Origin of the sequence: Yonghaparkia sp. Root332 (assembly GCF_001425665.1) — a bacterium.
Classification (GTDB): domain Bacteria; phylum Actinomycetota; class Actinomycetes; order Actinomycetales; family Microbacteriaceae; genus Microcella.
In genome coordinates this window covers 856,328-881,048 of record NZ_LMCX01000001.1, presented here as the reverse complement: position 1 = coordinate 881,048, position 24,721 = coordinate 856,328, and the positions used below count along the sequence as shown (strand labels likewise).

At 69.4% G+C, this 24,721-nt stretch carries 35 protein-coding genes and 1 pseudogene; 2 read left to right on the top strand and 34 right to left on the bottom strand.

Annotation, left to right across the window (positions count from 1 at the left end):
* Positions 1 to 19: 19 nt before the first annotated feature.
* Entirely contained in the window at positions 20 to 1,870 is a 1,851-nt protein-coding gene (glmS, locus tag ASC54_RS04245) for a glutamine--fructose-6-phosphate transaminase (isomerizing) (protein ID WP_055857163.1), read from the bottom strand.
* A gap of 57 nt (positions 1,871 to 1,927) precedes the next feature.
* Here glmS and coaA point away from each other — a divergent pair, with 57 nt between their 5' ends.
* Positions 1,928 to 2,872 carry a type I pantothenate kinase gene (gene coaA / locus ASC54_RS04240; protein ID WP_055857165.1) on the top strand — a complete coding sequence of 315 codons (945 nt, stop codon included), beginning with the start codon at positions 1,928 to 1,930 and terminating at the stop codon, positions 2,870 to 2,872.
* 24 nt (positions 2,873 to 2,896) lie between these two features.
* On the opposite strand, the gene glmM is transcribed toward coaA, so the two are convergent.
* The 4 genes from glmM to ASC54_RS04220 all read right to left on the bottom strand — a co-directional run bounded on the left by glmM (position 2,897) and on the right by ASC54_RS04220 (position 6,302).
* Positions 2,897 to 4,258 carry a phosphoglucosamine mutase gene (gene glmM / locus ASC54_RS04235; RefSeq protein ID WP_055896867.1) on the bottom strand — a complete coding sequence of 454 codons (1,362 nt, stop codon included), beginning with the start codon at positions 4,256 to 4,258 and terminating at the stop codon, positions 2,897 to 2,899.
* 33 nt (positions 4,259 to 4,291) lie between these two features.
* Entirely contained in the window at positions 4,292 to 4,774 is a 483-nt protein-coding gene (rpsI, locus tag ASC54_RS04230) for a 30S ribosomal protein S9 (RefSeq protein ID WP_055857171.1), read from the bottom strand.
* A 32-nt stretch (positions 4,775 to 4,806) separates the two neighbouring features.
* On the bottom strand, positions 4,807 to 5,253 hold the full coding sequence (rplM, locus tag ASC54_RS04225; protein ID WP_055857173.1) for a 50S ribosomal protein L13: 447 nt from the start codon (positions 5,251 to 5,253) through the stop codon (positions 4,807 to 4,809).
* 134 nt (positions 5,254 to 5,387) lie between these two features.
* Positions 5,388 to 6,302: a tRNA pseudouridine(38-40) synthase TruA gene (locus ASC54_RS04220; RefSeq protein ID WP_235451377.1), complete on the bottom strand. Its 915-nt coding sequence runs from the start codon at positions 6,300 to 6,302 to the stop codon at positions 5,388 to 5,390.
* A gap of 65 nt (positions 6,303 to 6,367) precedes the next feature.
* On the opposite strand from ASC54_RS04220, the gene ASC54_RS04215 reads away from it, so the two are divergent.
* Positions 6,368 to 8,236, top strand: a complete 1,869-nt coding sequence (locus ASC54_RS04215) for an acyltransferase family protein (RefSeq protein ID WP_055896864.1) — start codon at positions 6,368 to 6,370, stop codon at positions 8,234 to 8,236.
* Positions 8,237 to 8,269: 33 nt separating this feature from the next.
* Here ASC54_RS04215 and ASC54_RS04210 read toward each other — a convergent pair whose 3' ends face one another.
* The 29 genes and pseudogenes from ASC54_RS04210 to rpsJ form a co-directional block, all read right to left on the bottom strand.
* Entirely contained in the window at positions 8,270 to 9,304 is a 1,035-nt protein-coding gene (locus ASC54_RS04210; protein ID WP_055857179.1) for an N-acetyltransferase, read from the bottom strand.
* A gap of 63 nt (positions 9,305 to 9,367) precedes the next feature.
* Positions 9,368 to 9,904: a 50S ribosomal protein L17 gene (gene rplQ, locus ASC54_RS04205; protein ID WP_055857183.1), complete on the bottom strand. Its 537-nt coding sequence runs from the start codon at positions 9,902 to 9,904 to the stop codon at positions 9,368 to 9,370.
* A gap of 54 nt (positions 9,905 to 9,958) precedes the next feature.
* A complete protein-coding gene (locus ASC54_RS04200) occupies positions 9,959 to 10,948 on the bottom strand; it encodes a DNA-directed RNA polymerase subunit alpha (protein WP_055857186.1) in 990 nt (329 codons plus the stop codon).
* Between the two features lie 175 nt (positions 10,949 to 11,123).
* Entirely contained in the window at positions 11,124 to 11,522 is a 399-nt protein-coding gene (rpsK, locus tag ASC54_RS04195; protein WP_055857188.1) for a 30S ribosomal protein S11, read from the bottom strand.
* Positions 11,523 to 11,579: 57 nt separating this feature from the next.
* Positions 11,580 to 11,960, bottom strand: coding sequence for a 30S ribosomal protein S13 (gene rpsM / locus ASC54_RS04190; RefSeq protein ID WP_055857191.1), 381 nt, complete (start codon positions 11,958 to 11,960; stop codon positions 11,580 to 11,582).
* A 197-nt stretch (positions 11,961 to 12,157) separates the two neighbouring features.
* Complete coding sequence (rpmJ, locus tag ASC54_RS04185; protein WP_047561540.1) at positions 12,158 to 12,271, bottom strand: 50S ribosomal protein L36; 114 nt, start codon at positions 12,269 to 12,271, stop codon at positions 12,158 to 12,160.
* Between the two features lie 75 nt (positions 12,272 to 12,346).
* Positions 12,347 to 12,568, bottom strand: coding sequence for a translation initiation factor IF-1 (gene infA / locus ASC54_RS04180; protein ID WP_055857193.1), 222 nt, complete (start codon positions 12,566 to 12,568; stop codon positions 12,347 to 12,349).
* Between the two features lie 174 nt (positions 12,569 to 12,742).
* Entirely contained in the window at positions 12,743 to 13,333 is a 591-nt protein-coding gene (locus ASC54_RS04175; protein ID WP_082514835.1) for an adenylate kinase, read from the bottom strand.
* Complete coding sequence (gene secY / locus ASC54_RS04170) at positions 13,330 to 14,655, bottom strand: preprotein translocase subunit SecY (RefSeq protein ID WP_055857196.1); 1,326 nt, start codon at positions 14,653 to 14,655, stop codon at positions 13,330 to 13,332. The genes ASC54_RS04175 and secY overlap by 4 nt, the downstream gene beginning before the upstream one ends.
* 108 nt (positions 14,656 to 14,763) lie before the next feature.
* Positions 14,764 to 15,475 (bottom strand): annotated as a pseudogene (rplO, locus tag ASC54_RS12565) (50S ribosomal protein L15).
* Positions 15,475 to 15,660 carry a 50S ribosomal protein L30 gene (gene rpmD, locus ASC54_RS04160; RefSeq protein ID WP_055859200.1) on the bottom strand — a complete coding sequence of 62 codons (186 nt, stop codon included), beginning with the start codon at positions 15,658 to 15,660 and terminating at the stop codon, positions 15,475 to 15,477. Before rpmD ends, rplO begins: the two are co-directional and overlap by 1 nt.
* Positions 15,660 to 16,322, bottom strand: coding sequence for a 30S ribosomal protein S5 (gene rpsE / locus ASC54_RS04155; RefSeq protein WP_235451423.1), 663 nt, complete (start codon positions 16,320 to 16,322; stop codon positions 15,660 to 15,662). The genes rpmD and rpsE overlap by 1 nt, the downstream gene beginning before the upstream one ends.
* Before the next feature lie 38 nt (positions 16,323 to 16,360).
* Positions 16,361 to 16,732: a 50S ribosomal protein L18 gene (rplR, locus tag ASC54_RS04150; RefSeq protein ID WP_055857200.1), complete on the bottom strand. Its 372-nt coding sequence runs from the start codon at positions 16,730 to 16,732 to the stop codon at positions 16,361 to 16,363.
* Between the two features lie 2 nt (positions 16,733 to 16,734).
* Positions 16,735 to 17,271: a 50S ribosomal protein L6 gene (rplF, locus tag ASC54_RS04145; RefSeq protein WP_055857203.1), complete on the bottom strand. Its 537-nt coding sequence runs from the start codon at positions 17,269 to 17,271 to the stop codon at positions 16,735 to 16,737.
* Between the two features lie 6 nt (positions 17,272 to 17,277).
* The gene (rpsH, locus tag ASC54_RS04140) at positions 17,278 to 17,676 is read right to left on the bottom strand and encodes a 30S ribosomal protein S8 (protein WP_055857205.1); all 399 of its coding nucleotides are present in this window, start codon (positions 17,674 to 17,676) and stop codon (positions 17,278 to 17,280) included.
* Positions 17,677 to 17,774: 98 nt separating this feature from the next.
* Complete coding sequence (gene rplE / locus ASC54_RS04135) at positions 17,775 to 18,362, bottom strand: 50S ribosomal protein L5 (RefSeq protein WP_055857208.1); 588 nt, start codon at positions 18,360 to 18,362, stop codon at positions 17,775 to 17,777.
* On the bottom strand, positions 18,362 to 18,721 hold the full coding sequence (gene rplX, locus ASC54_RS04130; RefSeq protein ID WP_055857211.1) for a 50S ribosomal protein L24: 360 nt from the start codon (positions 18,719 to 18,721) through the stop codon (positions 18,362 to 18,364). Before rplX ends, rplE begins: the two co-directional genes overlap by 1 nt.
* 2 nt (positions 18,722 to 18,723) lie before the next feature.
* Positions 18,724 to 19,092, bottom strand: coding sequence for a 50S ribosomal protein L14 (gene rplN / locus ASC54_RS04125; protein WP_055857214.1), 369 nt, complete (start codon positions 19,090 to 19,092; stop codon positions 18,724 to 18,726).
* 33 nt (positions 19,093 to 19,125) lie between these two features.
* The gene (gene rpsQ / locus ASC54_RS04120; protein ID WP_055857216.1) at positions 19,126 to 19,443 is read right to left on the bottom strand and encodes a 30S ribosomal protein S17; all 318 of its coding nucleotides are present in this window, start codon (positions 19,441 to 19,443) and stop codon (positions 19,126 to 19,128) included.
* Positions 19,443 to 19,763: a 50S ribosomal protein L29 gene (rpmC, locus tag ASC54_RS13140; RefSeq protein WP_055857220.1), complete on the bottom strand. Its 321-nt coding sequence runs from the start codon at positions 19,761 to 19,763 to the stop codon at positions 19,443 to 19,445. The genes rpsQ and rpmC overlap by 1 nt, the downstream gene beginning before the upstream one ends.
* Positions 19,763 to 20,182 carry a 50S ribosomal protein L16 gene (rplP, locus tag ASC54_RS04110; RefSeq protein ID WP_055857223.1) on the bottom strand — a complete coding sequence of 140 codons (420 nt, stop codon included), beginning with the start codon at positions 20,180 to 20,182 and terminating at the stop codon, positions 19,763 to 19,765. The genes rpmC and rplP overlap by 1 nt, the downstream gene beginning before the upstream one ends.
* Positions 20,183 to 20,187: 5 nt before the next feature.
* Positions 20,188 to 20,961: a 30S ribosomal protein S3 gene (gene rpsC, locus ASC54_RS04105; RefSeq protein WP_055896860.1), complete on the bottom strand. Its 774-nt coding sequence runs from the start codon at positions 20,959 to 20,961 to the stop codon at positions 20,188 to 20,190.
* A 2-nt stretch (positions 20,962 to 20,963) separates the two neighbouring features.
* Complete coding sequence (gene rplV / locus ASC54_RS04100; RefSeq protein ID WP_055857231.1) at positions 20,964 to 21,362, bottom strand: 50S ribosomal protein L22; 399 nt, start codon at positions 21,360 to 21,362, stop codon at positions 20,964 to 20,966.
* A gap of 27 nt (positions 21,363 to 21,389) precedes the next feature.
* Positions 21,390 to 21,671, bottom strand: coding sequence for a 30S ribosomal protein S19 (gene rpsS, locus ASC54_RS04095; protein ID WP_055857232.1), 282 nt, complete (start codon positions 21,669 to 21,671; stop codon positions 21,390 to 21,392).
* 15 nt (positions 21,672 to 21,686) lie between these two features.
* Positions 21,687 to 22,523 (bottom strand): 50S ribosomal protein L2, encoded by an 837-nt coding sequence (gene rplB, locus ASC54_RS04090; RefSeq protein ID WP_055857235.1) that lies wholly within the window; start codon positions 22,521 to 22,523, stop codon positions 21,687 to 21,689.
* A gap of 20 nt (positions 22,524 to 22,543) precedes the next feature.
* Positions 22,544 to 22,855 (bottom strand): 50S ribosomal protein L23, encoded by a 312-nt coding sequence (gene rplW, locus ASC54_RS04085; protein ID WP_055857239.1) that lies wholly within the window; start codon positions 22,853 to 22,855, stop codon positions 22,544 to 22,546.
* Complete coding sequence (gene rplD / locus ASC54_RS04080; RefSeq protein ID WP_055857242.1) at positions 22,852 to 23,499, bottom strand: 50S ribosomal protein L4; 648 nt, start codon at positions 23,497 to 23,499, stop codon at positions 22,852 to 22,854. Before rplD ends, rplW begins: the two co-directional genes overlap by 4 nt.
* A 5-nt stretch (positions 23,500 to 23,504) precedes the next feature.
* Complete coding sequence (gene rplC, locus ASC54_RS04075; RefSeq protein ID WP_055857243.1) at positions 23,505 to 24,155, bottom strand: 50S ribosomal protein L3; 651 nt, start codon at positions 24,153 to 24,155, stop codon at positions 23,505 to 23,507.
* A gap of 11 nt (positions 24,156 to 24,166) precedes the next feature.
* The gene (gene rpsJ / locus ASC54_RS04070) at positions 24,167 to 24,475 is read right to left on the bottom strand and encodes a 30S ribosomal protein S10 (protein WP_047561503.1); all 309 of its coding nucleotides are present in this window, start codon (positions 24,473 to 24,475) and stop codon (positions 24,167 to 24,169) included.
* Between the last annotated feature and the right edge of the window lie 246 nt (positions 24,476 to 24,721).

The following is a 24,721-nucleotide window of genomic DNA, read 5'->3' as shown; positions in this document are numbered from 1 at the left end:
CCGCACCGCGCAGCCCCGGCTACTCGACCGTGACCGACTTGGCGAGGTTGCGCGGCTGGTCGACGTCGAGGCCCTTCGCGGCAGCGAGCTCCATGCCGAAGATGTGCAACGGCACGACGGCGAGGAGCGGCTCGAAGAACGGCGAGGCGAGCGGGATGCGGATGACCTCGTCGGCGTGCGGGAGGACCGCCGCGTCGCCCTCCTCCGCGATGGCGATGACGCGGGCGCCGCGCGCGCGGATCTCCTGGATGTTCGAGACGACCTTGGCGTGCAGCGAGTTCGGGTCGCGCGGGCTCGGCACGATCACGAAGACGATCTGACCGGGCTCGATGAGGGCGATGGGCCCGTGCTTGAGCTCGCCCGCCGCGAAGCCCTCGGCGTGGATGTACGCGAGCTCCTTGAGCTTGAGCGCGCCCTCGAGAGCGACGGGGTAGCCGACGTGGCGGCCGAGGAAGAGGACCGACTGCGTATCGGCCATCCACTTCGCCATCTCGCGGATGCGCTCGCCCGAGCTCAGCACCGCGGCCAGCTTGTCGGGCACGGCCTGCAGCTCGCGCACGAGCCCGCGCGCGCGCTCGGGCTCGAGCGTGCCGCGGACCTGACCGAGCTGGATGCCGAACAGGTACATCGCCGTGATCTGCGCGACGAAGGCCTTCGTCGACGCGACGGCGACCTCGGGGCCGGCGTGCGTGTAGACGACCGCGTCGGACTCGCGCGGGATCGTCGCGCCCTGCGTGTTGCAGATCGACAGCGTGCGCGCACCCTGCTTGCGGGCGTACTTGACGGCCATGAGGGTGTCCATCGTCTCGCCCGACTGGCTGATCGAGACCACGAGCGTGCGCGCGCTCAGCACCGGGTCGCGGTAGCGGAACTCGTGAGCGAGCTCCACGTCGACGGGCACGCGGGCCCACTGCTCGATCGCGTACTTGCCGACCATGCCGGCGTAGGCGGCGGTGCCGCACGCGATCACGACGACGCGGTCGATGTCGCGGAGCGTGTCGGCGTCGAGGCCCTCGAGCTCCGGGATGCGCACGAGCCCGTCCTCGACACGACCGATGATCGTCTTCGCGACGGCCTCGGGCTCCTCGCTGATCTCCTTCGCCATGAAGCTCGACCAGCCGCCCTTGTCGGCCGCCGACGCGTCCCAGTCGACCTCGAAGGTCTTCGTCTCGACGGGCGCGCCGTGGAAGTCGACGACCTCGACGCTGTCTGGGCGGATCGTGACGAGCTGGTCCTGCCCGATCTCCATCGCCTGCTTGGTGTACGCGACGAACGCCGCGACGTCGGAGCCGAGGAAGTTCTCGCCCTCGCCGAGACCGATGACGAGCGGCGAGTTGCGGCGAGCGCCGACCACGACGCCCGGCTGGTCGGCGTGCACGGCGAGGAGCGTGAAGGCGCCCTCGAGCCGGTTCACGACCTGCAGCATCGCGCTCGTGAGGTCGCCCGTCTCGCGGTACGCGTCGCCGACCAGGAGGGCGGCGACCTCGGAGTCGGTCTGCGAGCTGAACTCGTGGCCGCTCGCGAGGAGCTCGTCCTTGAGCTCACCGAAGTTCTCGATGATGCCGTTGTGGATGAGCGCGAGCCTTCCGCCGTCGCCGAGGTGCGGATGCGCGTTCTCGTCGGTCGGGCCGCCGTGGGTCGCCCAGCGAGTGTGGCCGATGCCTGTCGTGCCGTCGGCGAGCGGCCTCGCTCCCAGGTCGTCGGTGAGCACCGCGAGCTTGCCGGCGTGCTTGCGCGTACCGAGGTGCCCGTCGGCGTCGATCACGGCGACACCCGCGGAGTCGTAGCCCCGGTACTCCAGCCGCTTGAGCCCGCCGATCAGAACGTCGACGCTCCCCCGGGTTCCGACATAGCCCACGATTCCGCACATGAGATCGAGTCTATTGCCCGGTCGGGCGGGGGGTGGCCGGGCACTACTGTGGAGCCGATGTCCGAGGCGAGCGCAGCGCGCGACAACTCCCCCTTCGTCGAGCTCGATCGACGCCGCTGGGCCGCGCTCGCACCCGCCACTCCGCAGCCGCTCAGCGAGACCGAGCTCGTCCAGCTCCGCGGGCTCGGCGACCAGCTCGACCTCCAGGAGGTCGCCGAGGTCTACGTGCCGCTCAGCCGGCTGATCTCGCTCTACGCCGTCGGCGCGCGACGCCTGCACGACTCCACGCGCGAGTTCCTCGGCGCGCCGGGCACGAGCACGCCCTTCGTGATCGGCGTCGCAGGCTCCGTCGCGGTCGGCAAATCGACGATCGCGCGCCTGCTGCGGGAGCTGCTCTCGCGCTGGCCGGACACCCCCCGGGTCGAGCTCGTCACGACGGACGGCTTCCTCCTCCCCACCGCGGAGCTCGGGCGCCGAGGCATCCTGCACCGCAAGGGTTTCCCGGAATCCTACGACCGGCGGGCCCTCCTGCGGTTCGTCTCGCGCATCAAGGCCGGGGCCGACGAGGTGCGCGCCCCCGTCTACTCGCACATGAGCTACGACATCGTGCCCGACGCCGAGATCATCGTGCGCCGGCCCGACATCCTCATCGTCGAGGGCCTCAACGTGCTGCAGCCGCCCGGGCCGGGCGCCGCGCTCGCCGTGAGCGACCTCTTCGACTTCACGATCTACGTGGATGCCCGCACGAGCGACATCGCGCAGTGGTACGAGGATCGCTTCCTCGCCCTCCAGCGCGGCGCCTTCGCCGATCCGCGCAGCTACTTCCACCGCTACTCCGCGCTCAGCCACGAGCAGGCGGTCGCGAAGGCGCGCGAGATCTGGCGCGAGATCAACGAGCCGAACCTCGTGCAGAACATCCTGCCGACGCGAGCGCGGGCATCGCTCGTGCTCCGCAAGGAGAGCGATCACGCCGTCTCGACGGTGCTCCTCCGCAAGATCTGACGAAGGGCGCCGCGGCGAGCCGGGTCAGGCCGCGAGCTGCTCGCGAACGACCTCGGCGAGCCGCTCGGCCATCGCCTGAGCGGTCTCCTCCGTCGCGGCCTCGACCATGACGCGCACCATCTGCTCGGTGCCGCTCGCACGCAGCAGCACGCGCCCGGTGTCGCCGAGCTCGGCCTCCACCTCCGCGACGGCGGCCGCGATGCCCGCGTGGCCCGCGAGCCCCGTGCGGTCGACGCCGCGCACGTTGATGAGCACCTGCGGGAAGACCGTCATGACGCTCGCGAGCTCGGCGAGGCTCTTGCCCGTACGCGCCATCTCGGCGGCGAGCTGGATGCCCGTGAGGATCCCGTCGCCCGTCGTCGCATGACGGCTGAAGATGATGTGGCCCGACTGCTCGCCGCCCAGGCTCAGCCCGTGCTCGGCGAGGGCCTCGAGGACGTAGCGGTCGCCGACGCCGGTCTCGATGATGCGGATGCCCCGCTCGGCCATCGCGCGCTTGAGACCGAGGTTGCTCATGACCGTGACGACGAGCGTGTCGTCGACGAGCAGCCCGCGCCCGTGCTCGGCGACGGCGAGGACCGCCATGATCTTGTCGCCGTCGACGACCTGGCCCCGGGCATCCACCGCGAGGCAGCGGTCGGCGTCGCCGTCGTGGGCGATGCCGAGGTCGGCGCCCGTCTCGACGACCGTGCGCTGCAGGAGCTCGAGGTGCGTCGAGCCGACGCCGTCGTTGATGTTGAGGCCGTCGGGGTCGGAGCCGATGACCGTGACCGTCGCGCCGGCGTCGGCGAAGACCTGCGGCGAGATGCCCGCGGCGGCCCCGTGCGCGCAGTCGATGACGACGTGCAGACCGTCCAGGCGCGTGTCGAGTGTGCCGAGCAGGTGCAGGACGTAGCGGTCCTCCGCATCGGCGAAGCGGCGGATGCGCCCCACGCCGCCGCCCGTGGGCGCGAGCTTGTCGCCCGCCATGGCGGCCTCGATGCGGTCCTCGACCTCGTCGGGCAGCTTGACGCCGCCGAAGGAGAAGAACTTGATGCCGTTGTCGGGCGCGGCGTTGTGCGAGGCCGAGATCATGACGCCGAAGTCGGCGCGGATGTCGCTCACGAGGAACGCGGCGGCCGGCGTCGGGATGACGCCGGCGTCGAGCACGTCGATGCCCGACGAGGCGAGGCCCGCGGCGACCGCGGCGCCGATGAACTCGCCCGAGACGCGAGGGTCGCGCGCGAGAACCGCGCGCGGGCGCTTGCCCGCAGCCCGCAGCTCGTCGGCGTGACGGCCCTGCGTGAGCACGAGTGCGGCGGCCTGGGCGAGGCCGAGGGCCAGGTCAGCGGTGAGATCACCGTTGGCCAGCCCCCGGACCCCGTCCGTGCCGAAGAGTCGACCCATGTCGATCGGCGAGTGGTGAGCAGCCGGAGCGCGTTAGCGCTTCGAGTACTGGGGCGCCTTGCGGGCCTTCTTGAGACCGGCCTTCTTGCGCTCGATGACGCGCGCGTCACGAGTGAGGAAGCCCGCCTTCTTGAGCGTCGCGCGGTTGTTCTCGCGGTCGATCTCGTTGAGCGCGCGAGCGATCGCGAGGCGAAGCGCGCCCGCCTGGCCCGAGGGGCCGCCGCCGGTGATGCGCGCGGTGACGTCGTACGCGCCGCCGAGCTGCAGGATCGTCAGCGGGTCGTTGATCAGCTGCTGGTGCAGCTTGTTGGGGAAGTAGTCCTCCAGGGTACGGCCGTTCACCTTGTAGGTGCCGGCGCCGGGGACGAGGCGCACGCGGGCGATGGCCTGCTTGCGTCGACCCACGGCCGCGCCGGAGACGGAGAGGACGGCGCGGGGCGCGGCCTGGGCCGGCGCCGCGGTGGACTCGGTCGTGTAGCTCTCGGGAGCTGCGTCAGTGGTGGTGTCGTTCGCCACGGTATCGATCCTTAAACGTCGTCAGGCGGTCGCTACTGGGCGACCTGGTCGAGGGTGAAGGTCTTGGGCTGCTGAGCAGCGTGGGGGTGCTCGGCACCCCGGTAGACCTTGAGCTTCTTGAGCTGGGCGCGACCGAGGCTGTTCTTCGGCAGCATGCCGCGGATCGCCTTCTCGACGGCGCGCTCGGGGTTCTTCTCGAGCAGCTCCGAGTAGGAGGTGGCCGTGAGGCCGCCCGGGTAGCCCGAGTGGCGGTAGGCCTTCTTCTGCGCGAGCTTCGACCCGGTGAGCGCGACCTTGTCGGCGTTCACGATGATGACGAAGTCGCCCATGTCCATGTGCTGGGCGAAGGTGGGCTTGTGCTTGCCGCGGAGGAGGGCGGCGGCGTGGCTGGCAAGGCGACCCAGGACAACATCGGTTGCGTCGATGATGACCCAGTCGCGCTTGACGTCAGCGGGCGTGGGGCTGAACGTGCGCGTCACAGTACGTGCTTTCTTGTCGAGGTGTTCGTGAATCCCGCTCCGGTGGGTGGTTTCGTGCGGATCGCACGGGAACGTCCCGGTGGAGGGCTCAACTGGATGACCGTCGGCGACGGACACCAAGGGGCAAGCCTAGATCACCGCGGTTCTGCGGTCAATTCGCGCTTCGCCCGCGTCTGCTCGGCCCGCGCGGCCAGCGCCGCGTCGTCGGGGTAGCCGACCTCCATGAGCGTCAGCCCCTTCGCGCCGAGCACGGGGAAGTCGCTCGTTCGTGCTGCGCCGTCGCGGATCGCGACGAGCCGCTCGGCGTCGAGCCGGCCGAGCCCGACCGCGACGGCCGCCCCGACGAGGGCGCGCACCATCGAGTGGCAGAAGGCGTCGGCCCGCACTGCGGCGACGAGCACGCCGTCGTCATCCCGTGCCCAGGTGTAGTCGAGGAGCGTGCGGATCGTCGTGGCGCCCTCGCGCGGTCGGCAGAAGGCCGCGAAGTCGTGGAGTCCCTCGAGAGCGCGCGCCGCGGCATCCATCGCCCCGCCGTCGAGAGCGGCCGGGTACCAGAGGGTGTGACCGCGGCGGCGGGGGTCTCGGCTCGCGACGGCATCGGCGAGCCGGTACTCGTAGCGGCGCCAGACGGGCGAGAAGCGCGCATCGAACCCGGCAGGGGCGATCGAGGCGCGGTGGACGACGAGATCGCCCTCCGCCCCGGCGATGCCGTTCAGGCGTCGGACGAGCGAGGACTGCGGGTCGTGCTCGTCGGCGGCCGAGCGGCGCCGTGCGCTCACCGCGCCCCACTGCTCCGCCGAGAGGTCGAGATGCGCGACCTGACCGGTCGCGTGCACGCCCGCATCGGTGCGGCCCGCGACCGTGAGCGTCGGGGTCGGCTGGTCGGGTACCGCGCGAGCGACGATCGTCGCGAGCGCGGCCTCGAGCTCGCCCTGGACGGTGCGGAGCCCCGGCTGGCGGCTCCAGCCGGAGAACTCGGCGCCGTCGTACGCCAGGTCGAGGCGCAGGCGCACGGCGGGCTCGGGTGTCACGAGCGACTCGGAGGTCACGAGCGGCAAGTCTACGGCGCGTCCGTTTTGACGGCGCGGCCTCGACCGGCGAGCCTGGAGGGGACATGAGCTCCTCCACCGCCGTGTCGAGCGCGCGCGAGCGGCTCCCCGGTCTCGACGGGATCCGCGCCCTCGCGATCGTGCTCGTCCTCAGCTATCACCTGTTCCCGGGCCTCGCGCCGGGCGGGTTCGTCGGCGTCGACGTCTTCCTCGTCGTGAGCGGCTACCTCATCACCGCGCTGCTGCTCGCCGAGCACGAGCGCACGGGCCGCATCGCCCTCGGCCGCTTCTGGCGCCGCCGCGCCCGACGTCTGCTGCCCGCCCTCGCGCTCGTCGTCGGCGTCTCCGCCACCGCCGCCGCCCTCATCGGCGGCGACGTGCTCGTCGGCGTCGGCTGGCAGATCCTCGGCGCCGCGACCTTCTCCAGCAACTGGCTCGCGATCGCCCAGGGGGCGAGCTACCTCGAGCAGACCAGCCCCGAGCTGCTGCGCCACGCGTGGTCGCTCGCCGTCGAGGAGCAGTTCTACCTGCTCTGGCCGCTCGCGCTCATGGCCCTGCTGCTCATCCCTCGGCGCGCCCCGCGCGTGCTCGCCGTCGCCGCGCTCGCGGTCGCCTCGGCCCTCGCCATGGCGCTCGTCGCGGGCGACCCGGCGGCGGATCCGGCTGCCGCGTCGACGGCGTACTACTCGACGCTCACGCACGGCGGGGGGCTGCTCGCGGGGGCGGCGCTCGCGATGGCGCGGACGCCGCTGTCGAGCGGGAGGGCGCGGACGCCGCGCATCCCCGCCCGGGTCGCCGATGCCGCCGCGGCCACCGCCGCGATCGGCATCGTGCTGGCAGCGAGCGCCCTCGCGATCGACGCGGCGCTCGCCTACCGCGGCGGGATGGCGCTCGTCGTCGCGCTCACGGTCGTGCTGCTCGTCGCCCTCGACCACCCGGAGGGGCGAGCCGCGGCGGTGCTCGACGCCCCCGTGCCCCGCTGGATCGGCGAGCGCTCGTACGGCCTGTACCTGTGGCACTGGCCGATCATCGTGCTGATGGGGTCCGCGCTCCCGGCCGTCGAGCGGGCGGGCACCGGCGGGTGGATGCTCGGGGCCGTCGCCCTCGCCGCGAGCGTCGCGCTCACGGCGGCCTCGTACCGCTGGCTCGAGCAGCCCGTGCGTCGCAACGGGCTCGGCCTCCTCCGGCGCCCCGAGCGGCACGTCGGGCGCCTCGCCCTCGCCGGCGGGGTCGCACTCGCGGTGACGGTCGGCGCCGGCGCCGCCGTCGTGCGCTCCCCGGGCGCATCGAGCGCCGCGGCGGCCATCGCGGCGGGCGAGGCCGCGCTGCGGGCGCCGACCGACGCGCCCGCGGCGTCGGTGCCGCCGCAGCCGATCATCACCACGACGCCCACTCCTCCGCCGAGCACGCCGCCCGGCGAGGATGTGCTCGCGATCGGCGACTCCGTCATGCTCGCCTCCGCCCCCGCGCTCACGGAGCGCTTCCCCGGGATCGCGATCGACGCCGCCGTGTCGCGGCAGATGCGGCAGGCTCCGGAGATCCTCCGCGGGCTCGCCGAGCGCGGCGAGCTGCGCCCCGTCGTCGTCGTCGCCCTCGGCACCAACGGGCCGATCGAGGCGGAGACCCTCGACGAGGTGCGGAACATCATCGGCCCGCAGCGCGAGCTCGTGCTCGTCACGACCCAGGCGCCGCGCAGCTGGACGGACGGCGTCAACAGCACCCTGACCGCGTTCGCCGAGCGCTACCGCGCGGTCGAGCTGAGCGACTGGCGGGCGGCCATCCAGCCGCGCCTCGACCTGCTGGCCGGCGACCAGATCCACCCCGGGCCGACCGGCGGCGAGGTCTACGCCGAGGCTCTCGCGGCGCCGCTCACCCGGCTCGCCTCGCTGCCGCGCGTGACGGACTACCTGCCGGATCCGCTCGACCAGCGCTGAGCGCCGGAGGGCGACCGCCCGCGGGGCCGCCGGTCAGCGGGCGATGCGGTAGGAGACATCCCGCGATGTCGCCGTGAAGCCGAGCCGCGTGTACACGCCGAGCGCGCCCGTGGGGTTCTCGGCATCGACGTCGAGCACGACGCGCTCGAGGCCCGCGTCGCGCGCGGCGCGCATAACCTCGGCCAGGAGTGCGCTCGCGAGCCCGCGCCCCCTCCACGCGCGCACCGTGCCGACGAGGCCGATGTAGCAGCCGGTGAAGCCCTGGCGCTCCCAGTCGTCCTCCGTGATCTCGGCGAGCACGAAGCCGACGACCTCGTCGCCGACGAGCGCGACGCGGCTGAGCTCGGGCCGCGCGCTCGGCAGCGCGAGCATCGAGGTCCAGCCCTCGACGGTCGCCGGCTGGCTGCCCCAGTGGTCGGCGAAGCTCGCGTTCTTCGCCAGGCGCACGCGCTCCGAGAGCTCGGCGCTCATGGGCTCGACGCGGACGCCCTCGGGGAGGGTCCTCTCCAGATCGGCGCCCTCGAGGACCGCGACGAGGCTCGTGAACCAGCGGGCCGGCTCGAACCCGGAGCGCTCGAGAAGCCGCCCGTGCTCGGGAGCGCGATCGGGCGCGTACGACAGCACCCACGCCGGCAGGATGCTGTCGCTGCGCGACAGGCGCTGCTCGGCCCGCGCGCGCTGCCAGGCGAGCAGTCGCCTCCCGAGCCCGCGGCCGCGCCGCTCGGGGTGCACGCCGCCCGGCAGGATGATCCGCAGCAGCGACTCCGGCTCGGGCATCTCGACGACGAGGCCCCACGCGACGAGGGCGCCCCCGGCGTCGTGGCCCAGCACGCTGTCGTGCGGAAGGTCGACCCACGAGTGGCTCAGCTCGTCGACGACCTCCGCCAGCGTCTCGCTCCACTCCGGGTGGTCGCGGCGGCTCATGGCCTCCAGGAGCCCGGTGACGGCCGGCGCGTCGTCGATGGTCGCGGGCCGCCACGTGACGCCGTCGATCGGGTCGGGCAGGCGCACCTCCAGCGGTGCGGGGACACGCTCGCGGAGCGGCGGCAGGGGCTCGGCCTCGGTCATGCCAAAAGAGTAGGGCCCCGTCCGAACGGACGGGGCCCTGCGTTCGCCCGGGAGCGAACGGGACTACTTGGACTCGGCGTCGCCCTCGGTCGACTCAGCCTCGGGGGCCTGGGTCTCGGGGGCCTCCGACTCGGCGGACTCCTCAGGAGCCTCCTCGACGACGTCCTCGGCGGGCTCCTCGACGGGGGCGGCGGGCGCCTCCTTCGCGGCGGACTTCTTCGCCGACTTCGGCTTCGGGTTCACGGGCTCGAGGACGAGCTCGATGACCGCCATGGGGGCGTTGTCGCCCTTGCGGTAGCCGACCTTCGTGATGCGGGTGTAGCCGCCCTCGCGCTCGGCGACGAGCGGAGCGATCTGCGTGAAGAGCTCGTGCACTGCGCTCTTGTCGCGGATGATCGTCATGACGCGGCGGCGGGCGTGGAGGTCGCCGCGCTTCGCGAAGGTGATGAGACGCTCGGCGAGCGGGCGGAGGCGCTTGGCCTTCGTCTCCGTCGTCGTGATGCTCTTGTGCGTGAACAGCGCCGTGGCGAGGTTCGCGAGGAGCAGGCGCTCGTGGGCGGGGCCTCCGCCGAGGCGCGGACCCTTGGTGGGCTTAGGCATGATCAGTGTTCTCCAGTGTCAGGTGCTGCCGGGGCTGTCGGGGACGACGGGCCCTTAGATGTAGTCGTCCTCGTTGCCGCCGTAGTAGTGGGCGCCGTCGAATCCGGGAACCGCGTCCTTGAGCGAGAGGCCCATCTCGACGAGCTTGTCCTTGACCTCGTCGACCGACTTCTGCCCGAAGTTGCGGATGTTCATGAGCTGCGTCTCCGAGAGGGCGACGAGCTCGCTGACCGTGTTGATGCCCTCGCGCTTGAGGCAGTTGTAGCTGCGGACCGAGAGGTCGAGGTCCTCGATGGGCATCGACAGCTCGGTCGAGAGCACGGCGTCGACCGGCGCGGGGCCGATCTCGATGCCCTCGGCCTGCGTGTTGAGCTCGCGAGCGAGACCGAACAGCTCGACCAGCGTGCGGCCGGCCGACGCGATCGCGTCGCGCGGGGTGATCGCGGGCTTCGACTCGACGTCGACCACGAGGCGGTCGAAGTCGGTGCGCTCACCGGCGCGCGTCGCCTCGACGCGGTAGGTGACCTTGAGCACGGGCGAGTAGATCGAGTCGACGGGGATCTGGCCGGCCTCGCTGAACTCGCTGCGGTTCTGGGTCGCCGACACGTAGCCGCGGCCGCGCTCGATGGTGAGCTCGAGCTCGAACTTCGCGTTGTCGTTGAGCGTCGCGATGACGAGCTCGGGGTTGTGGATCTCGACGCCCGCGGGGGCCGAGATGTCGGCCGCGGTGACCTCGCCCGAGCCGGTCTTGCGGAGGTAGGCCGTGATGGGCTCGTCGTGCTCGCTCGAGACGACGAGGTTCTTGATGTTGAGGATGATCTCGGTGACATCCTCCTTCACGCCCTGGATGGTGCTGAACTCGTGCAGCACGCCGTCGATGCGGATGCTCGTGACGGCCGCTCCGGGAATCGAGGAGAGCAGAGTGCGGCGAAGCGAGTTGCCGAGGGTGTAGCCGAAGCCCGGCTCGAGCGGCTCGATGATGAACCGCGAGCGGAAGTCGGAGACGCTCTCCTCGGTGAGGGTGGGACGCTGTGCGATGAGCACTATGGATTCCTTTCGGCAAAGTGTCCGCCATATGACACTTGTTTGCGACGAGTGGCTGGCTCGTCGAGTGTGTTGAGTTATGCGCGGTGGAGCTAAGGGCGATGCAGCGCATCGCCGCGACCCCAGCGCCGACCAAGGCTCAGCCTTGGTCGGTCACCGGGGACGGAAATCGCGGTTAGACGCGGCGGCGCTTGGGCGGACGGCAGCCGTTGTGCGCCTGCGGCGTCACATCGCTGATCGAGCCCACCTCGAGGCCGGCGGCCTGCAGAGAGCGGATCGCCGTCTCGCGGCCCGAGCCGGGGCCCTTGACGAAGACGTCGACCTTCTTCATGCCGTGCTCCTGCGCCTGGCGCGCCGCCGACTCGGCGGCGAGCTGAGCGGCGAACGGCGTCGACTTGCGCGAGCCCTTGAATCCGACTCCGCCGGACGACGCCCAGCTGATGACGGCCCCACTGGGATCGGTGATCGAGACGATCGTGTTGTTGAACGTCGACTTGATGTGGGCCTGGCCCACGGCGATGTTCTTCTTCTCCTTGCGGCGCGGCTTGCGAGCGGCCGACTTGGGTGCTGCCATGTTTTTCTCTCTCCGTGTGAGTTCGTGGCGCCGGGCGAGCTCGTGCCCGGCAGTCGGCTACTTGCGGCCGGCCTTCTTCTTGCCGGCGACGGTGCGCTTCGGGCCCTTGCGGGTGCGAGCGTTGGTCTTGGTGCGCTGACCGCGCACGGGCAGGCCGCGACGGTGGCGGATGCCCTCGTACGAGCCGATCTCGACCTTGCGGCGGATGTCGGCGGCGACCTCGCGGCGGAGGTCTCCCTCGACCTTGTAGGTGCCTTCGATGTGGTCGCGGAGCTGGACGAGCTGGTCGTCGCTGAGGTCCTTGACGCGCGTGTTCGGGTCGATGCCCGTGGCCACGAGGGTCTCGACGGCGCGAGTGCGACCGACGCCGTAGATGTAGGTGAGGGCGACCTCGACGCGCTTATCGCGCGGGATGTCGACTCCGGCAAGACGGGCCATGACGGCTCCTTCGGATGAATCGGGGAGGTGTGGAGCAGTTCCGGTGCCCGCGCCTCCCGCCCGGGGTGTCCGCCGCGTGCGCGGCTTCTGGAACTGCCAGTTCGTCTATTCAGTTATGAGCTCTGGCGCTGGCGCTGATCTGAGCTTGCTCATATCAGCCAATAAGCACTGGGCTGGCCGCAAGCAGCGGCAAGGCGTCAGCCTTGGCGCTGCTTGTGGCGGGGGTTCTCGCAGATGACCATCACGTTGCCGTGGCGGCGGATCACCTTGCACTTGTCGCAGATGGGCTTGACGCTGGGGTTGACCTTCATGGTTCTTCCTTCGGGGGTTCGCTGGCCTCGTGCGCCGGGTGGAGTCCCGGGCCGTTCCTTGTGCAGCGAGATCCGTTACTTGTAGCGGTAGACGATCCGGCCGCGGGTCAGGTCGTACGGGCTCAGCTCCACGATCACGCGGTCCTCCGGGAGGATGCGGATGTAGTGCTGGCGCATCTTGCCCGAGATGTGGGCGAGCACCTTGTGACCGTTGGTCAGCTCAACGCGGAACATCGCGTTGGGCAGAGCTTCGATCACCGCGCCCTCGATTTCGATGACACCGTCTTTTTTGGCCATAGCCTCTTCGTCGCTAAAAGTTGGGGATTTCGCTGGTCGTGCGCATACCGGCACCCGTGGAAGTCCGCGTCGACTGCACAAGCGACGCGCCACGTCGACACGCCGAAGGCGTGCCATGAGCACCAAGGGTCTAGCTTAGGTGGTAAAGGCGCCCACTGGCAACTCGACGGCCGCTCAGCCGGCGACGACGACACCGCGCTCGGCGAGAGCCGAGGCGATGCGGGCCGTCACCTCATCGATCTCGCCGATGCCGTCGACCTTCACGAGCATCCCGCGACCCTCGTAGACGTCGACGAGCGGCGCGGTCTGCTCCCGGTACACCTCGAGGCGGTGACGGACGACGGACTCGTCGTCGTCGCTGCGCCCCTGGTCGATGGCCCGCTTGCGGAGCCGCTCGACGACGACGTCGGGGTCGGCGACCAGCTCGACCACGACATCCATCGCCGTGTCGTGCTCGGCGAGGAAGGAGTCGAGGTACGCGACCTGGTCGAGAGTGCGCGGGTACCCGTCGAGCAGGAAGCCCGGTGCGCAGTCCTGCTGCTCGAGACGATCGCGCACGAGGTCGTTCGTCAGGGAGTCGGGGACGTTGTCGCCGGCGTCCATGTACGCCTTGGCCTTCACGCCGAGCGGCGTCTCGTCGCGGACGTTCGCGCGGAAGATGTCGCCGGTCGAGATCGCGGGCACCTGCAGCATCGCCGAGAGGCGGACCGCCTGCGTGCCCTTGCCTGCGCCGGGCGGGCCGATGAGGAGGAGGCGGGCGCTCACTTCAGGAGCCCCTCGTAGTGACGCTGCTGGAGCTGGGCGTCGATCTGCTTCACCGTCTCCAGACCCACGCCGACGATGATCAGGATGCTCGCACCGCCGAAGGGGAAGTTCTGGTTTGCATTGACCGTGGCGAGGGCGATGAGCGGGATGAGCGCGATGAGGCCGAGGTAGAGCGACCCGGGCAGCGTGACGCGCGTGAGCACGTAGTCGAGGTACTCGGCCGTCGGGCGGCCCGCGCGGATGCCGGGGATGAAGCCGCCGTACTTCTTCATGTTGTCGGCGACCTCCTCGGGGTTGAAGGTGATCGCGACGTAGAAGTAGGTGAACCCGACGATGAGCAGGAAGTACACGATCATGTAGATCGGGTTGTCGCCGGAGACCAGGTTGTTCTGGATCCAGACGACCCACTCGGGCGCCGTCTCGCCCGCCTGCGGCTGGTTAAACTGCGCGACGAGCGCCGGCAGGTAGAGCAGCGAGGAGGCGAAGATGACGGGCACGACGCCCGCCATGTTGACCTTGATGGGGATGTAGGTATTGTTCCCGCCGTAGGTGCGGCGACCGACCATGCGCTTGGCGTACTGAACGGGGATGCGGCGCTGCGACTGCTCGACGAAGACCACGGCCGCCATGACCACGAGGCCGAGGGCGAGGACGAGGAGGAAGATGTCGAAGCCCTGCGCCTGGGCGATGGCCCACAGCGCGGAGGGGAACGTGGCGGCGATCGAGGTGAAGATCAGCAGCGACATGCCGTTGCCGATGCCGCGCTCGGTGATGAGCTCGCCGAGCCACATGATCAGGCCGGTGCCGGCGGTCATCGTGATCACCATGAGCAGGATGGCGTACCAGCTCGAGTCGGTGATGAGCTGGCTGCACTCGGCGACGCCGGAGGTCGTGGGGAACAGCGCGCCCGCGCGGGCGACCGTGATGAGCGTCGTGGACTGCAGCACGGCGAGCGCGATCGTGAGGTAGCGCGTGTACTGCGTGAGCTTGGCCTGACCGGCCTGACCCTCCTTGTAGAGGGTGTCGAAGTGGGGGATGACCACGCGCAGCAGCTGCGTGATGATCGACGCCGTGATGTACGGCATGATGCCCAGCGCGAAGATCGAGAGCTGCAGGAGCGCTCCGCCGGAGAAGAGGTTGACCAGCTGGTACAGCCCGGTCGCGTCGGCATTGCCCTGGAGGCAGATCTGGACGTTCTCGAAGTCGACGAACGGCGCAGGGATGAACGAACCCAGACGGAAGAGCGCGACGATTCCGAGGGTGAAACCGATCTTCCGGCGGAGGTCGGGCGTGCGGAAGATCCGCCCGATAGCTCTGAACACGAGACCTCCCGTACTAAACAGCATGAGCATCTCGCGCACGACGGCTCGAGATGCTGTGGCCCGGTTGGGCCGGAAGCCGGGCGGCCCCCGGAGGGGCCGCCCGAGCGGCTAGTTGATCGAACCGCCGGCCGCGACGATCTTCTGCTCCGCGGAGCGCGAGACCTTGTCGACGGCCACGTTCAGCTTAACCGCAATGTCGCCATCGCCGAGAACCTTGACCTTCTCGTTCTTGCGAACGGCGCCCTTGGCCACGAGGTCGCCGATGGTGACGTCGCCGCCCTTCGGGTACAGCTCGGCCAACGTCGCCAGGTTCACGACCTGGTACTCGACGCGGAACGGGTTCGTGAAGCCGCGCAGCTTGGGCGCGCGCATCACGAAGTTGAGGTTGCCGCCCTCGAAGCCGGGGCGCACCGAGTAGCGGGCCTTGGTGCCCTTGGTGCCACGACCGGCGGTCTTGCCCTTCGAGCCCTCACCGCGACCCACGCGGGTCTTGTCCTTCTTCGCACCGGGGGCCGGGCGGAGGTGGTGGACCTTGAGGACCTGCGGGCGCGCGACCTCGGTCGACTCCGCCTTCTTGGCCGGGGCCTTCTTCGCGGGAGCCTTCTCGGCCGGAGCCTTGTCGGCAGCGGCCTTCGCCGGAGCCTTCTTTGTCGGCAGCGGCCTTCGCCGGAGCCTTCTTCGCGGGAGCCTTCTCAGCAGCCGGCTTGTCGGCAGCGGCCTTCGCCGGAGCCTTCTTCGCGGGARCCTTCTCAGCGGCGGCCTTGGCAGGCGCCTTCTTCGCCGGCGCCTTGTCGGCGGCGGCCTTCTTCTCTTCAGCCATTAGTCAATCTCCTCGACCTTGACGAGGTGTGCGACCGCACGAACGTACCCGCGGTTCGCCGGGCTGTCCTCGCGGACGACGACATCGCCGATCCGCTTGAGGCCCAGGCTGCGCAGGGTGTCGCGCTGGTTCTGCTTCTCGCTGATAACAGACTTGATCTGGGTCACCTTCAGGCGCGAGGCCATCATGCACCTGCCTTTCCGGCCGCGGCCTGGGCCGCGAGGGCCTCGGCGCGGACGAGACGGGCCGGGGCCACGTCCTCGAAGTCGCGACCACGACGGGCGGCGACGGCACGCGGCTCCTCGAGCTGCTTGAGCGCCTCGACGGTCGCGTGCACGATGTTGATCGTGTTCGACGAGCCGAGCGACTTGCTCAGCACGTCGTGGATGCCCGCGCACTCGAGCACGGCACGCACCGGACCACCGGCGATGACACCGGTACCGGCTGCGGCGGGGCGCAGGAGCACCACACCGGCGGCCGCTTCGCCCTGGACGGGGTGCGGGATCGTCGCGGCGACGCGGGGGACGCGGAAGAAGTTCTTCTTCGCCTCCTCGACGCCCTTCGAGATCGCGGTCGGGACCTCGCGCGCCTTGCCGTAGCCGACGCCGACGAGCCCGTTGCCGTCACCCACGACCACGAGGGCCGTGAAACTGAAGCGACGGCCGCCCTTGACGACCTTCGACACGCGGTTGATCGTCACGACGCGCTCGAGGAAGGGGCTCTTCTCGGTCTCGCGCGCACCGCGGTCGCGGTTCGGGTTGCGCTCGCGGCTGCCACGACGGGCCTCGCGGGGCTCCGTCGACGGCTCCGACGATGCGGCGGTCTCCACGGGGGCCTCTGCCGCCACGGTCTGCTCCTTCGCGCTGTTGTTGATGTCTGCCTCGCTCACAGGCTCAGCCCTGCCTCTCGCGCTCCATCGGCGATCGCGGCGACGCGACCGGCGTAGCGGTTGCCGCCGCGGTCGAAGACGACCGCCTCGACGCCGGCCTGCTTGGCCCGCTCGGCGAGCAGCTCGCCGACCTTGCGCGCCTTGGCGGTCTTGTCGCCGTCGAACGTGCGGAGGTCGGCCTCCATGGTGGAGGCGCTGGCCACGGTGTGACCCTTTGTGTCGTCGACGATCTGCACGAAGACGTGACGGGCCGATCGCGTGACGACGAGGCGCGGACGCTCGGGCGTGCCGGCGATGCGCTTGCGAAGACGGGCGTGACGGCGGCCCTTGGCGGCCGTCTTGCTCTTGCCTCTAGTTCCGAGACCCATGATTACTTACCACTCTTTCCGGCCTTGCGGCGCACGATCTCGCCGGCGTACCGCACACCCTTGCCCTTGTACGGCTCGGGCTTGCGGATCTTGCGGATGTTCGCTGCGACCTCGCCGACGGCCTGCTTGTCGATGCCGCTGACGGTGAGCTTGTTGTTGCCCTCCACCGTGAAGGTGATCCCGGCGGGCGGGGTCACGGTGACGGGGTGCGAGAATCCGAGCGCGAACTCGATGCTCTCGCCCTTGGCCTGCACGCGGTAACCGGTGCCGACGACCTCGAGGCCCTTGGTGTAGCCCTGGGTCACGCCGACGATGTTGTTGGCGATGAGCGTGCGGGTGAGGCCGTGGAGCGAGCGCGAGGCGCGCTCGTCGTCGGGACGGGTCACGACGACCTGGTTGTCCTCGACGGAGACCTCGATGGGGCTCGCCACGGTGAGCGCGAGCTCGCCCTTGGGGCCCTTGACGGAGACGGCCTGGCCGTCGACCGTGACTGTGACACCACCGGGGATGTCGATGGGCATGCGTCCGATACGCGACATCTCAGATCACCACACGTAGGCGAGGACTTCCCCACCCACGCCCTTCTGCATCGCCTCGCGGTCGGTGAGAAGACCCGAGGAAGTCGACAGGATGGCCACGCCGAGGCCGCCGAGGACGTGCGGGATCTCGGTCGACTTGGCGTACACCCGGAGGCCGGGCTTGGAGACGCGCTTGATGCCGACGATCGACCGCTCGCGGTTCGGGCCGTACTTCAGCGACAGCGTGAGGGTCGAGCCGACGCGGGCGTCCTCGACGGCCCAGTCGGAGATGTAGCCCTCGCGCTTGAGGATCTCGGCGATGTTGGTCTTGAGCTTGCTGCTGGGCAGCGAGACCGACTCGTGGAAGGCCGAGTTGGCGTTGCGCAGTCTGGTCAGCAGGTCTGCGACCGGATCTGTCATCGTCATGATGATGTTCCTGTTCTCGTCCGGTTTCCGCGCCCGTTACACGAACGCGGACCTGTCCGATCGGGGCCCCGAGAGGGGCCGGTGTGGAGTGCCTCGGTCTAGGAGGCGTCGGCCGACTTGAAGGGGAAGCCGAGCGCGCGCAGCAGGGCGCGACCCTCGTCATCCGTCTTCGCCGTCGTCACGATGGTGATGTCGAAGCCGCGGACGCGGTCGATCTTGTCCTGGTCGATCTCGTGGAACACGCTCTGCTCCTGGAGACCGAAGGTGTAGTTGCCGTTGCCGTCGAACTGCTGATCGCTCAGGCCGCGGAAGTCGCGGATGCGCGGGAGCGCGAGCGACAGCAGGCGGTCCAGGAACTCCCAGGCGCGGTCGCCGCGCAGCGTCACGTGGGCGCCGATCGGCATTCCCTCGCGCAGCTTGAACTGCGCGATGGACTTCCGGGCCTTGGTGACCTGCGGCTTCTGGCCGGTGATCGCGGTGAGGTCCTTGACCGCACCGTCGATGACCTTGCTGTCGCGCGCGGCCTCGCCGACACCGGTGTTCACGACGATCTTCACGAGACCGGGAACCTGGTGCGGGTTGGCGTAGCCGAACTGCTCCGTCAGCGCCTTGGTGATCTCAGCGCGGTACTTCTGCTTCAGGCGCGGCTGGATTCGGCCAGCCTGCGCTGCAGTGGTCGTCGTCATTAGAGCTTCTCACCTGAATTCTTGGCGTACCGCACGCGCACGGTCTTCTTGACGCCGTTCTTCTCGACGGTCTCCTCACGGTGACCGACGCGCGTGGGCTTCTTGGTCTTGGGGTCCACGACGGCCACGTTGGAGATGTGGATCGGGGCCTCGTGGGTCTCGATGCCGCCGGTCTTGGTGCCGCGCTGCGTCTGGCCGACGCGAACGTGCTTGGTGACGAGGTTGATGCCCTCGACGACCACGCGGTTCTTCTCGGCGAGCACCTCGATGACGCGACCCTGCTTGCCGCGGTCTCCGCCGCGATCCTGCTTGGCGCCGCTGATGACCTGCACGAGGTCACCCTTCTTGATCTTCGCCATGGTTACAGCACCTCCGGGGCGAGCGAGACGATCTTCATGAACTTCTTGTCGCGAAGCTCACGACCGACCGGTCCGAAGATGCGGGTACCGCGAGGGTCCCCGTCGTTCTTCAGGATGACGGCGGCGTTCTCGTCGAACTTGATGTACGAGCCGTCGGGGCGACGGGTCTGCTTGCGCGTGCGGACGATGACCGCCTTGACGACGTCGCCCTTCTTGACGTTGCCGCCGGGGATCGCGTCCTTGACGGTGGCGACGATGACGTCACCGAGACCCGCGTAGCGGCGGCCGGAGCCACCGAGCACGCGGATCGTGAGCAGCTCCTTGGCGCCGGTGTTGTCGGCGACCTTGAGCCGGGATTCCTGCTGAAGCATTTCTCTCTCCTATAAGGGCAAGCAGGCGAAGGCCTACTTGGCCTTCTCGAGGATCTCGACGAGGCGCCAGCGCTTCGTGGCGGACAGGGGGCGGGTCTCGGCGATGAGCACGAGGTCGCCGATGCCGGCGCCGTTCTGCTCGTCGTGCGCCTTGACCTTCGAGGTGCGGCGGATGACCTTGCCGTACAGCGGGTGCTTCACGCGGTCCTCGACCTCGACGACGATGGTCTTCTCCATCTTGTCGCTGGTCACGTAGCCGCGACGCACCTTGCGGTAACCGCGGGCGCTCTCGTCGCGAACGTCGTGCGCGGCCGACTCGTGGCCGGCAGCGGCCTTCTTCTCGGCAGCCATCAGTTCTTCTCCTCCGTCTCGGCAGCGGGAGCCTCAGCGGCCTCCGCCTTCTTCGCCGACTTCTTGGCCGGCTTCGCCGGGGCCTCCACCGGGGCGGGCGTGGCACGGATGCCCAGCTCGCGCTCGCGGATGACCGTGTAGATGCGAGCGATGTCGCGCTTCACGGCGCGCAGGCGGCCGTGGCTCTCCAGCTGGCCGGTCGCGGCCTGGAAGCGCAGGTTGAACAGCTCTTCCTTGGCCTTCTTCAGCTCGTCGACGAGTCGCTCGTCTTCGAAGGTGTCGAGCTCGACAGGTGCGAGCTCCTTGGATCCGATCGCCATTACGCGTCGCCCTCCTCGCGCTTGATGATGCGTGCCTTGAGGGGCAGCTTGTGAATGGCACGGGTCATGGCCTCGCGAGCGAGCTGCTCGTTGACGCCCGCGACCTCGAAGAGGACGCGACCCGGCTTGACGTTGGCGACCCACCACTCCGGCGAGCCCTTACCGGAACCCATGCGGGTCTCGGCGGGCTTCTTGGTGAGCGGACGGTCGGGGTAGATGTTGATCCAGACCTTGCCGCCGCGCTTGATGTGACGGGTCATCGCGATACGCGCCGACTCGATCTGGCGGTTCGTGACGTACGCGGGCGTGATGGCCTGGATGCCGAACTCGCCGAACGAGACCTCGGTTCCACCGGTCGCGTGCCCACTCCGCTTGGGGTGGTGCTGCTTGCGGTACTTGACCTTGCGGGGAATCAGCATTGTTCCTAGCCTTCCGCTCCGGCCGCGACGGGCGCCGAGGCTTCGGCCGGACGGCCGCCGCCGCGACGGGGACCGCGGTCCGAGTCACGACGCTCGGGGCGCGACGACTTCTGAGACGCCTGCTCGCGAGCGAGTTCCTTGTTGGTGATGTCGCCCTTGTAGATCCAGACCTTCACACCGATGCGACCGAAGGTGGTCTTGGCCTCGTCGAAGCCGTAGTCGATGTTGGCGCGGAGCGTGTGCAGGGGCACGCGGCCCTCGCGGTAGAACTCCGAGCGCGACATCTCGGCGCCGCCGAGACGGCCGGAGACCTGGATGCGGACGCCCTTGGCCCCGGCGCGCTGAGCGCCCTGCAGCCCCTTGCGCATCGCGCGGCGGAAGGCCACGCGGGCGCTGAGCTGCTCGGCGACGCCCTGCGCCACGAGCTGAGCCTCGGCCTCGGGGTTCTTGACCTCGAGGATGTTGAGCTGGATCTGCTTCGAGGTGAGCTTCTCGAGGTCGGCGCGGATGCGCTCGGCCTCGGCCCCGCGGCGACCGATCACGATGCCCGGGCGGGCCGTGTGGATGTCCACGCGGACGCGGTCACGGGTGCGCTCGATCTCGATGCGGGCGACGCCGGCGCGGTCGAGGCTCGTGGTGAGCATCCGCCGGATCTTGACGTCCTCGGCCACGTAGTCGGCGTAGCGCTGACCGGGCTTGGTGCTGTCCGAGAACCACCGCGACACGTGGTCGGTGGTGATGCCGAGACGGAAACCGTACGGGTTGACTTTCTGACCCATGACTACTTGCTCGCCTTCTTCTTCGTGCCCGAGCCCGCGACAGCGGCCTCATCCGGCGTGGCGAGCACGACGGTGATGTGGCTGGTGCGCTTGTTGATGCGGAACGCGCGGCCCTGCGCTCGCGGCTGGAACCGCTTGAGCGTGGTGCCCTCGTCGACGAACGCGCGGGCCACGTAGAGGTCCTGCTCGTCGAGGAAGGCGTTGGCAGCGTCCGCCTTCACTCGAGCGTTGGCCATGGCCGACGCGACGAGCTTGTAGACGGGCTCGCTCGCGCTCTGGGGCGCGAACTTCAGGATGGCAAGGGCCTCCATGGCCTGCTTGCCGCGGATCAGGTCGACGACGCGACGAGCCTTCTGAGGCGTCACGCGGATGTGTCGCACGCGGGCGATCGACTCCACCATGTCTGTACTCCTCTTCACGCCGCCGGGTTACCGGCGACGACCCTTCTTGTCGTCCTTCTCGTGACCGCGGAAGGTGCGGGTGGGCGCGAACTCGCCGAGCTTGTGCCCGACCATGGTCTCGGTCACGAACACGGGGATGTGCTTGCGACCGTCGTGCACGGCGATCGTGTGCCCGAGCATGGCGGGGACGATCATCGACCGGCGCGACCAGGTCTTGATGACGTTCTTCGTGTTGGCCTCGTTCTGCGTGAACACCTTGCGAAGCAGGTGGTCGTCGACGAACGGGCCCTTCTTGAGACTGCGAGGCATGTTTCTCGACTCCTACTAGCGCTTCTTACCGACGGTGCGGCGACGGACGATGAGCTTGTCGCTCTCCTTGTTGGGGCGACGGGTGCGGCCCTCGGACTTGCCCCAGGGGCTGACCGGGTGGCGACCACCGGAGGTCTTGCCCTCACCACCACCGTGGGGGTGGTCGATCGGGTTCATCGCGACACCGCGGACGGTCGGGCGGACGCCCTTCCAGCGCTTGCGGCCGGCCTTGCCCCAGTTGATGTTCGACTGCTCGGCGTTGCCGACCTCGCCGATCGTGGCGCGGCAGCGGGCATCCACGTTGCGGATCTCGCCCGAGGGGAGACGCAGCTGGGCGTAGGGGCCGTCCTTCGCGACGAGGCGCACGGAGGCGCCGGCCGAGCGGGCCATCTTCGCGCCGCCGCCGGGGCGGAGCTCGATGGCGTGGATGACCGTACCCACGGGGATGTTGCGCAGCGGGAGGTTGTTGCCGGGCTTGATGTCGGCGGAAGCGCCCGACTCGACGATGTCGCCCTGCGACAGCTTGTTCGGCGCGAGGATGTAGCGCTTCGTGCCGTCCACGTAGTGCAGGAGCGCGATGCGCGCCGTGCGGTTCGGGTCGTACTCGATGTGCGCGACCTTCGCGTTCACGCCGTCCTTGTCGTTGCGACGGAAGTCGATCATGCGGTACTGGCGCTTGTGGCCACCACCGATGTGACGGGTCGTGATGCGACCGGTGTTGTTGCGGCCACCGGTCTTCGGCAGCGGCTTCAGCAGCGACTTCTCGGGCGTCGATCGGGTGATCTCGGCGAAGTCGGCGACCGACGAGCCGCGACGACCCGGGGTCGTGGGCTTGTACTTGCGAATAGCCATTGTTCTGTAGTCTCCGTTGCCTAGCCGACGGCCGTGAAGATGTCGATGGAGCCCGACTTCAGGGTCACGATCGCGCGCTTGGTGTCCTTGCGCTTTCCGGTGCCGAAGCGGGTGCGGCGGGTCTTGCCGGGGCGGTTGAGCGTGTTGATCGAATCGACCTTGACGGCGAAGATCTTCTCGATGGCGAGCTTGATCTCGGTCTTGTTCGCACGCGGGTCCACCAGGAAGGTGTACTTGCCGTCGTCGATGAGCGCGTAGGACTTCTCGCTCACGACGGGCGCGATGATGATGTCGCGCGGGTCCTTGTTCTGGGCGACAGCGTGGATGCTCATGCGCCGACCTCTTCCTTCTTCGTCTTCGCGTTCACGAAGGCGTCGTAGGCGCCCTTGATGAACACGATGTCGTCGCTGACCAGCACGTCGTACGCGTTGAGCTGGTCGGGGGTGATGACGTGCAGGTTCTTGAGGTTGCGGACGCTCTTGAGGTTGACCTCGTCATCGCGCTCGATCACGACGAGCACGTTGCGGCCCGCGGTGAGGGAGAGGATGACGGAGGCGGCGGCCTTCGTCGAGGGCACGTCGGTGCCGAACGACTCCACGATGTGGAGGCGCTCGCCGCGCGCGCGGTCGGAGAGGGCGCCGAGCAGAGCCGCGGCGATCATCTTCTTGGGCGTGCGCTGCGCGTAGTTGCGCGGGGTCGGGCCGTGGACGATGCCACCGCCGCGGTGCTCGGGGGCACGGACGGAGCCCTGGCGGCTGCGACCCGTTCCCTTCTGCTTGAACGGCTTGACACCGGAGCCGGAGACCTCGCCGCGACCCTTGGTCGAGTGAGTGCCCTGGCGGGCGGCGGCGAGCTGGGCCACGACCACCTGGTGGAGCAGCGGGACATTGGTCTGCACGTCGAAGACGGCGGCGGGCAGGTCGACCGAACCGGTCTTCTTGCCGGCGGCGTCGACGACGTCGAGCGAGTTAGCCATCGCGGTTACGCTCCCTTCACGGCGTTGCGGACGAAAACGAGGCGGCCACGAGCGCCGGGGACGGCGCCCTTGATGAGCAGCAGGCCCTTGTCGAGGTCGACGGCGTGGACCTTGAGGTTGAGAACGCTCACGCGCTCGCCACCCATGCGGCCGGCCATGCGCATGCCCTTGAAGACGCGGCTGGGGGTCGACGAGGCGCCGATCGAGCCGGGCTTGCGGTGGTTGCGGTGCGAACCGTGCGAGGCCGAGACGCCCTTGAAGTTGTGGCGCTTCATGACACCGGCGAAGCCCTTGCCCTTGCTCGTGCCGACGACGTCGACGAGCTGGCCCGCCTCGAAGATGTCGACGGCGAGCTCCTGGCCCGGGGTGTACTCGGACGCGTCGGCCGTGCGCACCTCGGTGAGGTGGCGGCGCGGCGTCGAGCCGGCCTTCTCGAAGTGGCCCGTGAGGGGCTTCGTGACCTTGCGCGGGTCGATCGCGCCGTAGGCGATCTGCACGGCCGCGTAGCCGTCCTTCTCGACCGTGCGCACCTGCGTCACGACGTTCGGGGCGATCTCCACGACGGTGACGGGAACGAGCTTGTTGTTCTCATCCCACACCTGGGTCATGCCGAGCTTCGTGCCCAGCAGACCCTTGGTCGTCTTGGTAGCAGACATAGAGGGGTTCCTTAGAGCTTGATCTCGATGTTGACGTCGGCGGGAAGGTCGAGGCGCATGAGCGAATCGACCGCCTTCGGCGTCGGGTCGATGATGTCGATGAGCCGCTTGTGCGTGCGCTTCTCGAAGTGCTCGCGGCTGTCCTTGTACTTGTGAGGCGACCGGATGACGGCGATGACGTTCTTCTCCGTCGGCAGCGGCACGGGGCCGACCACGGTTGCGCCTGCACGCGTCACGGTGTCGACGATCTTGCGCGCCGATGCATCGAGACCAGCGTGGTCGTACGACTTAAGCCGGATGCGGATCTTCTGTCCCGCCATGCTCAACTCTCTTCCTTCTTGGACGTGATGAACCCTGACGGGCACATCTGCGCGGAGCGCTCTCGCTGTCGCACCACTGTTCTTCTGTCAAACATCGATCTGCTGCCGCACGCGGGTTGGACCTCTGCTCGTCACCGACCCCCGCGCTCGGGCGTGTCGCCCTCGCCAGGCACAGAGATATCCCCTGTGCGAGTTGGTTGTCGATTTAAGTCGTGTTCTTCTGCCTGCGGCCTAGGCTCATCGCCA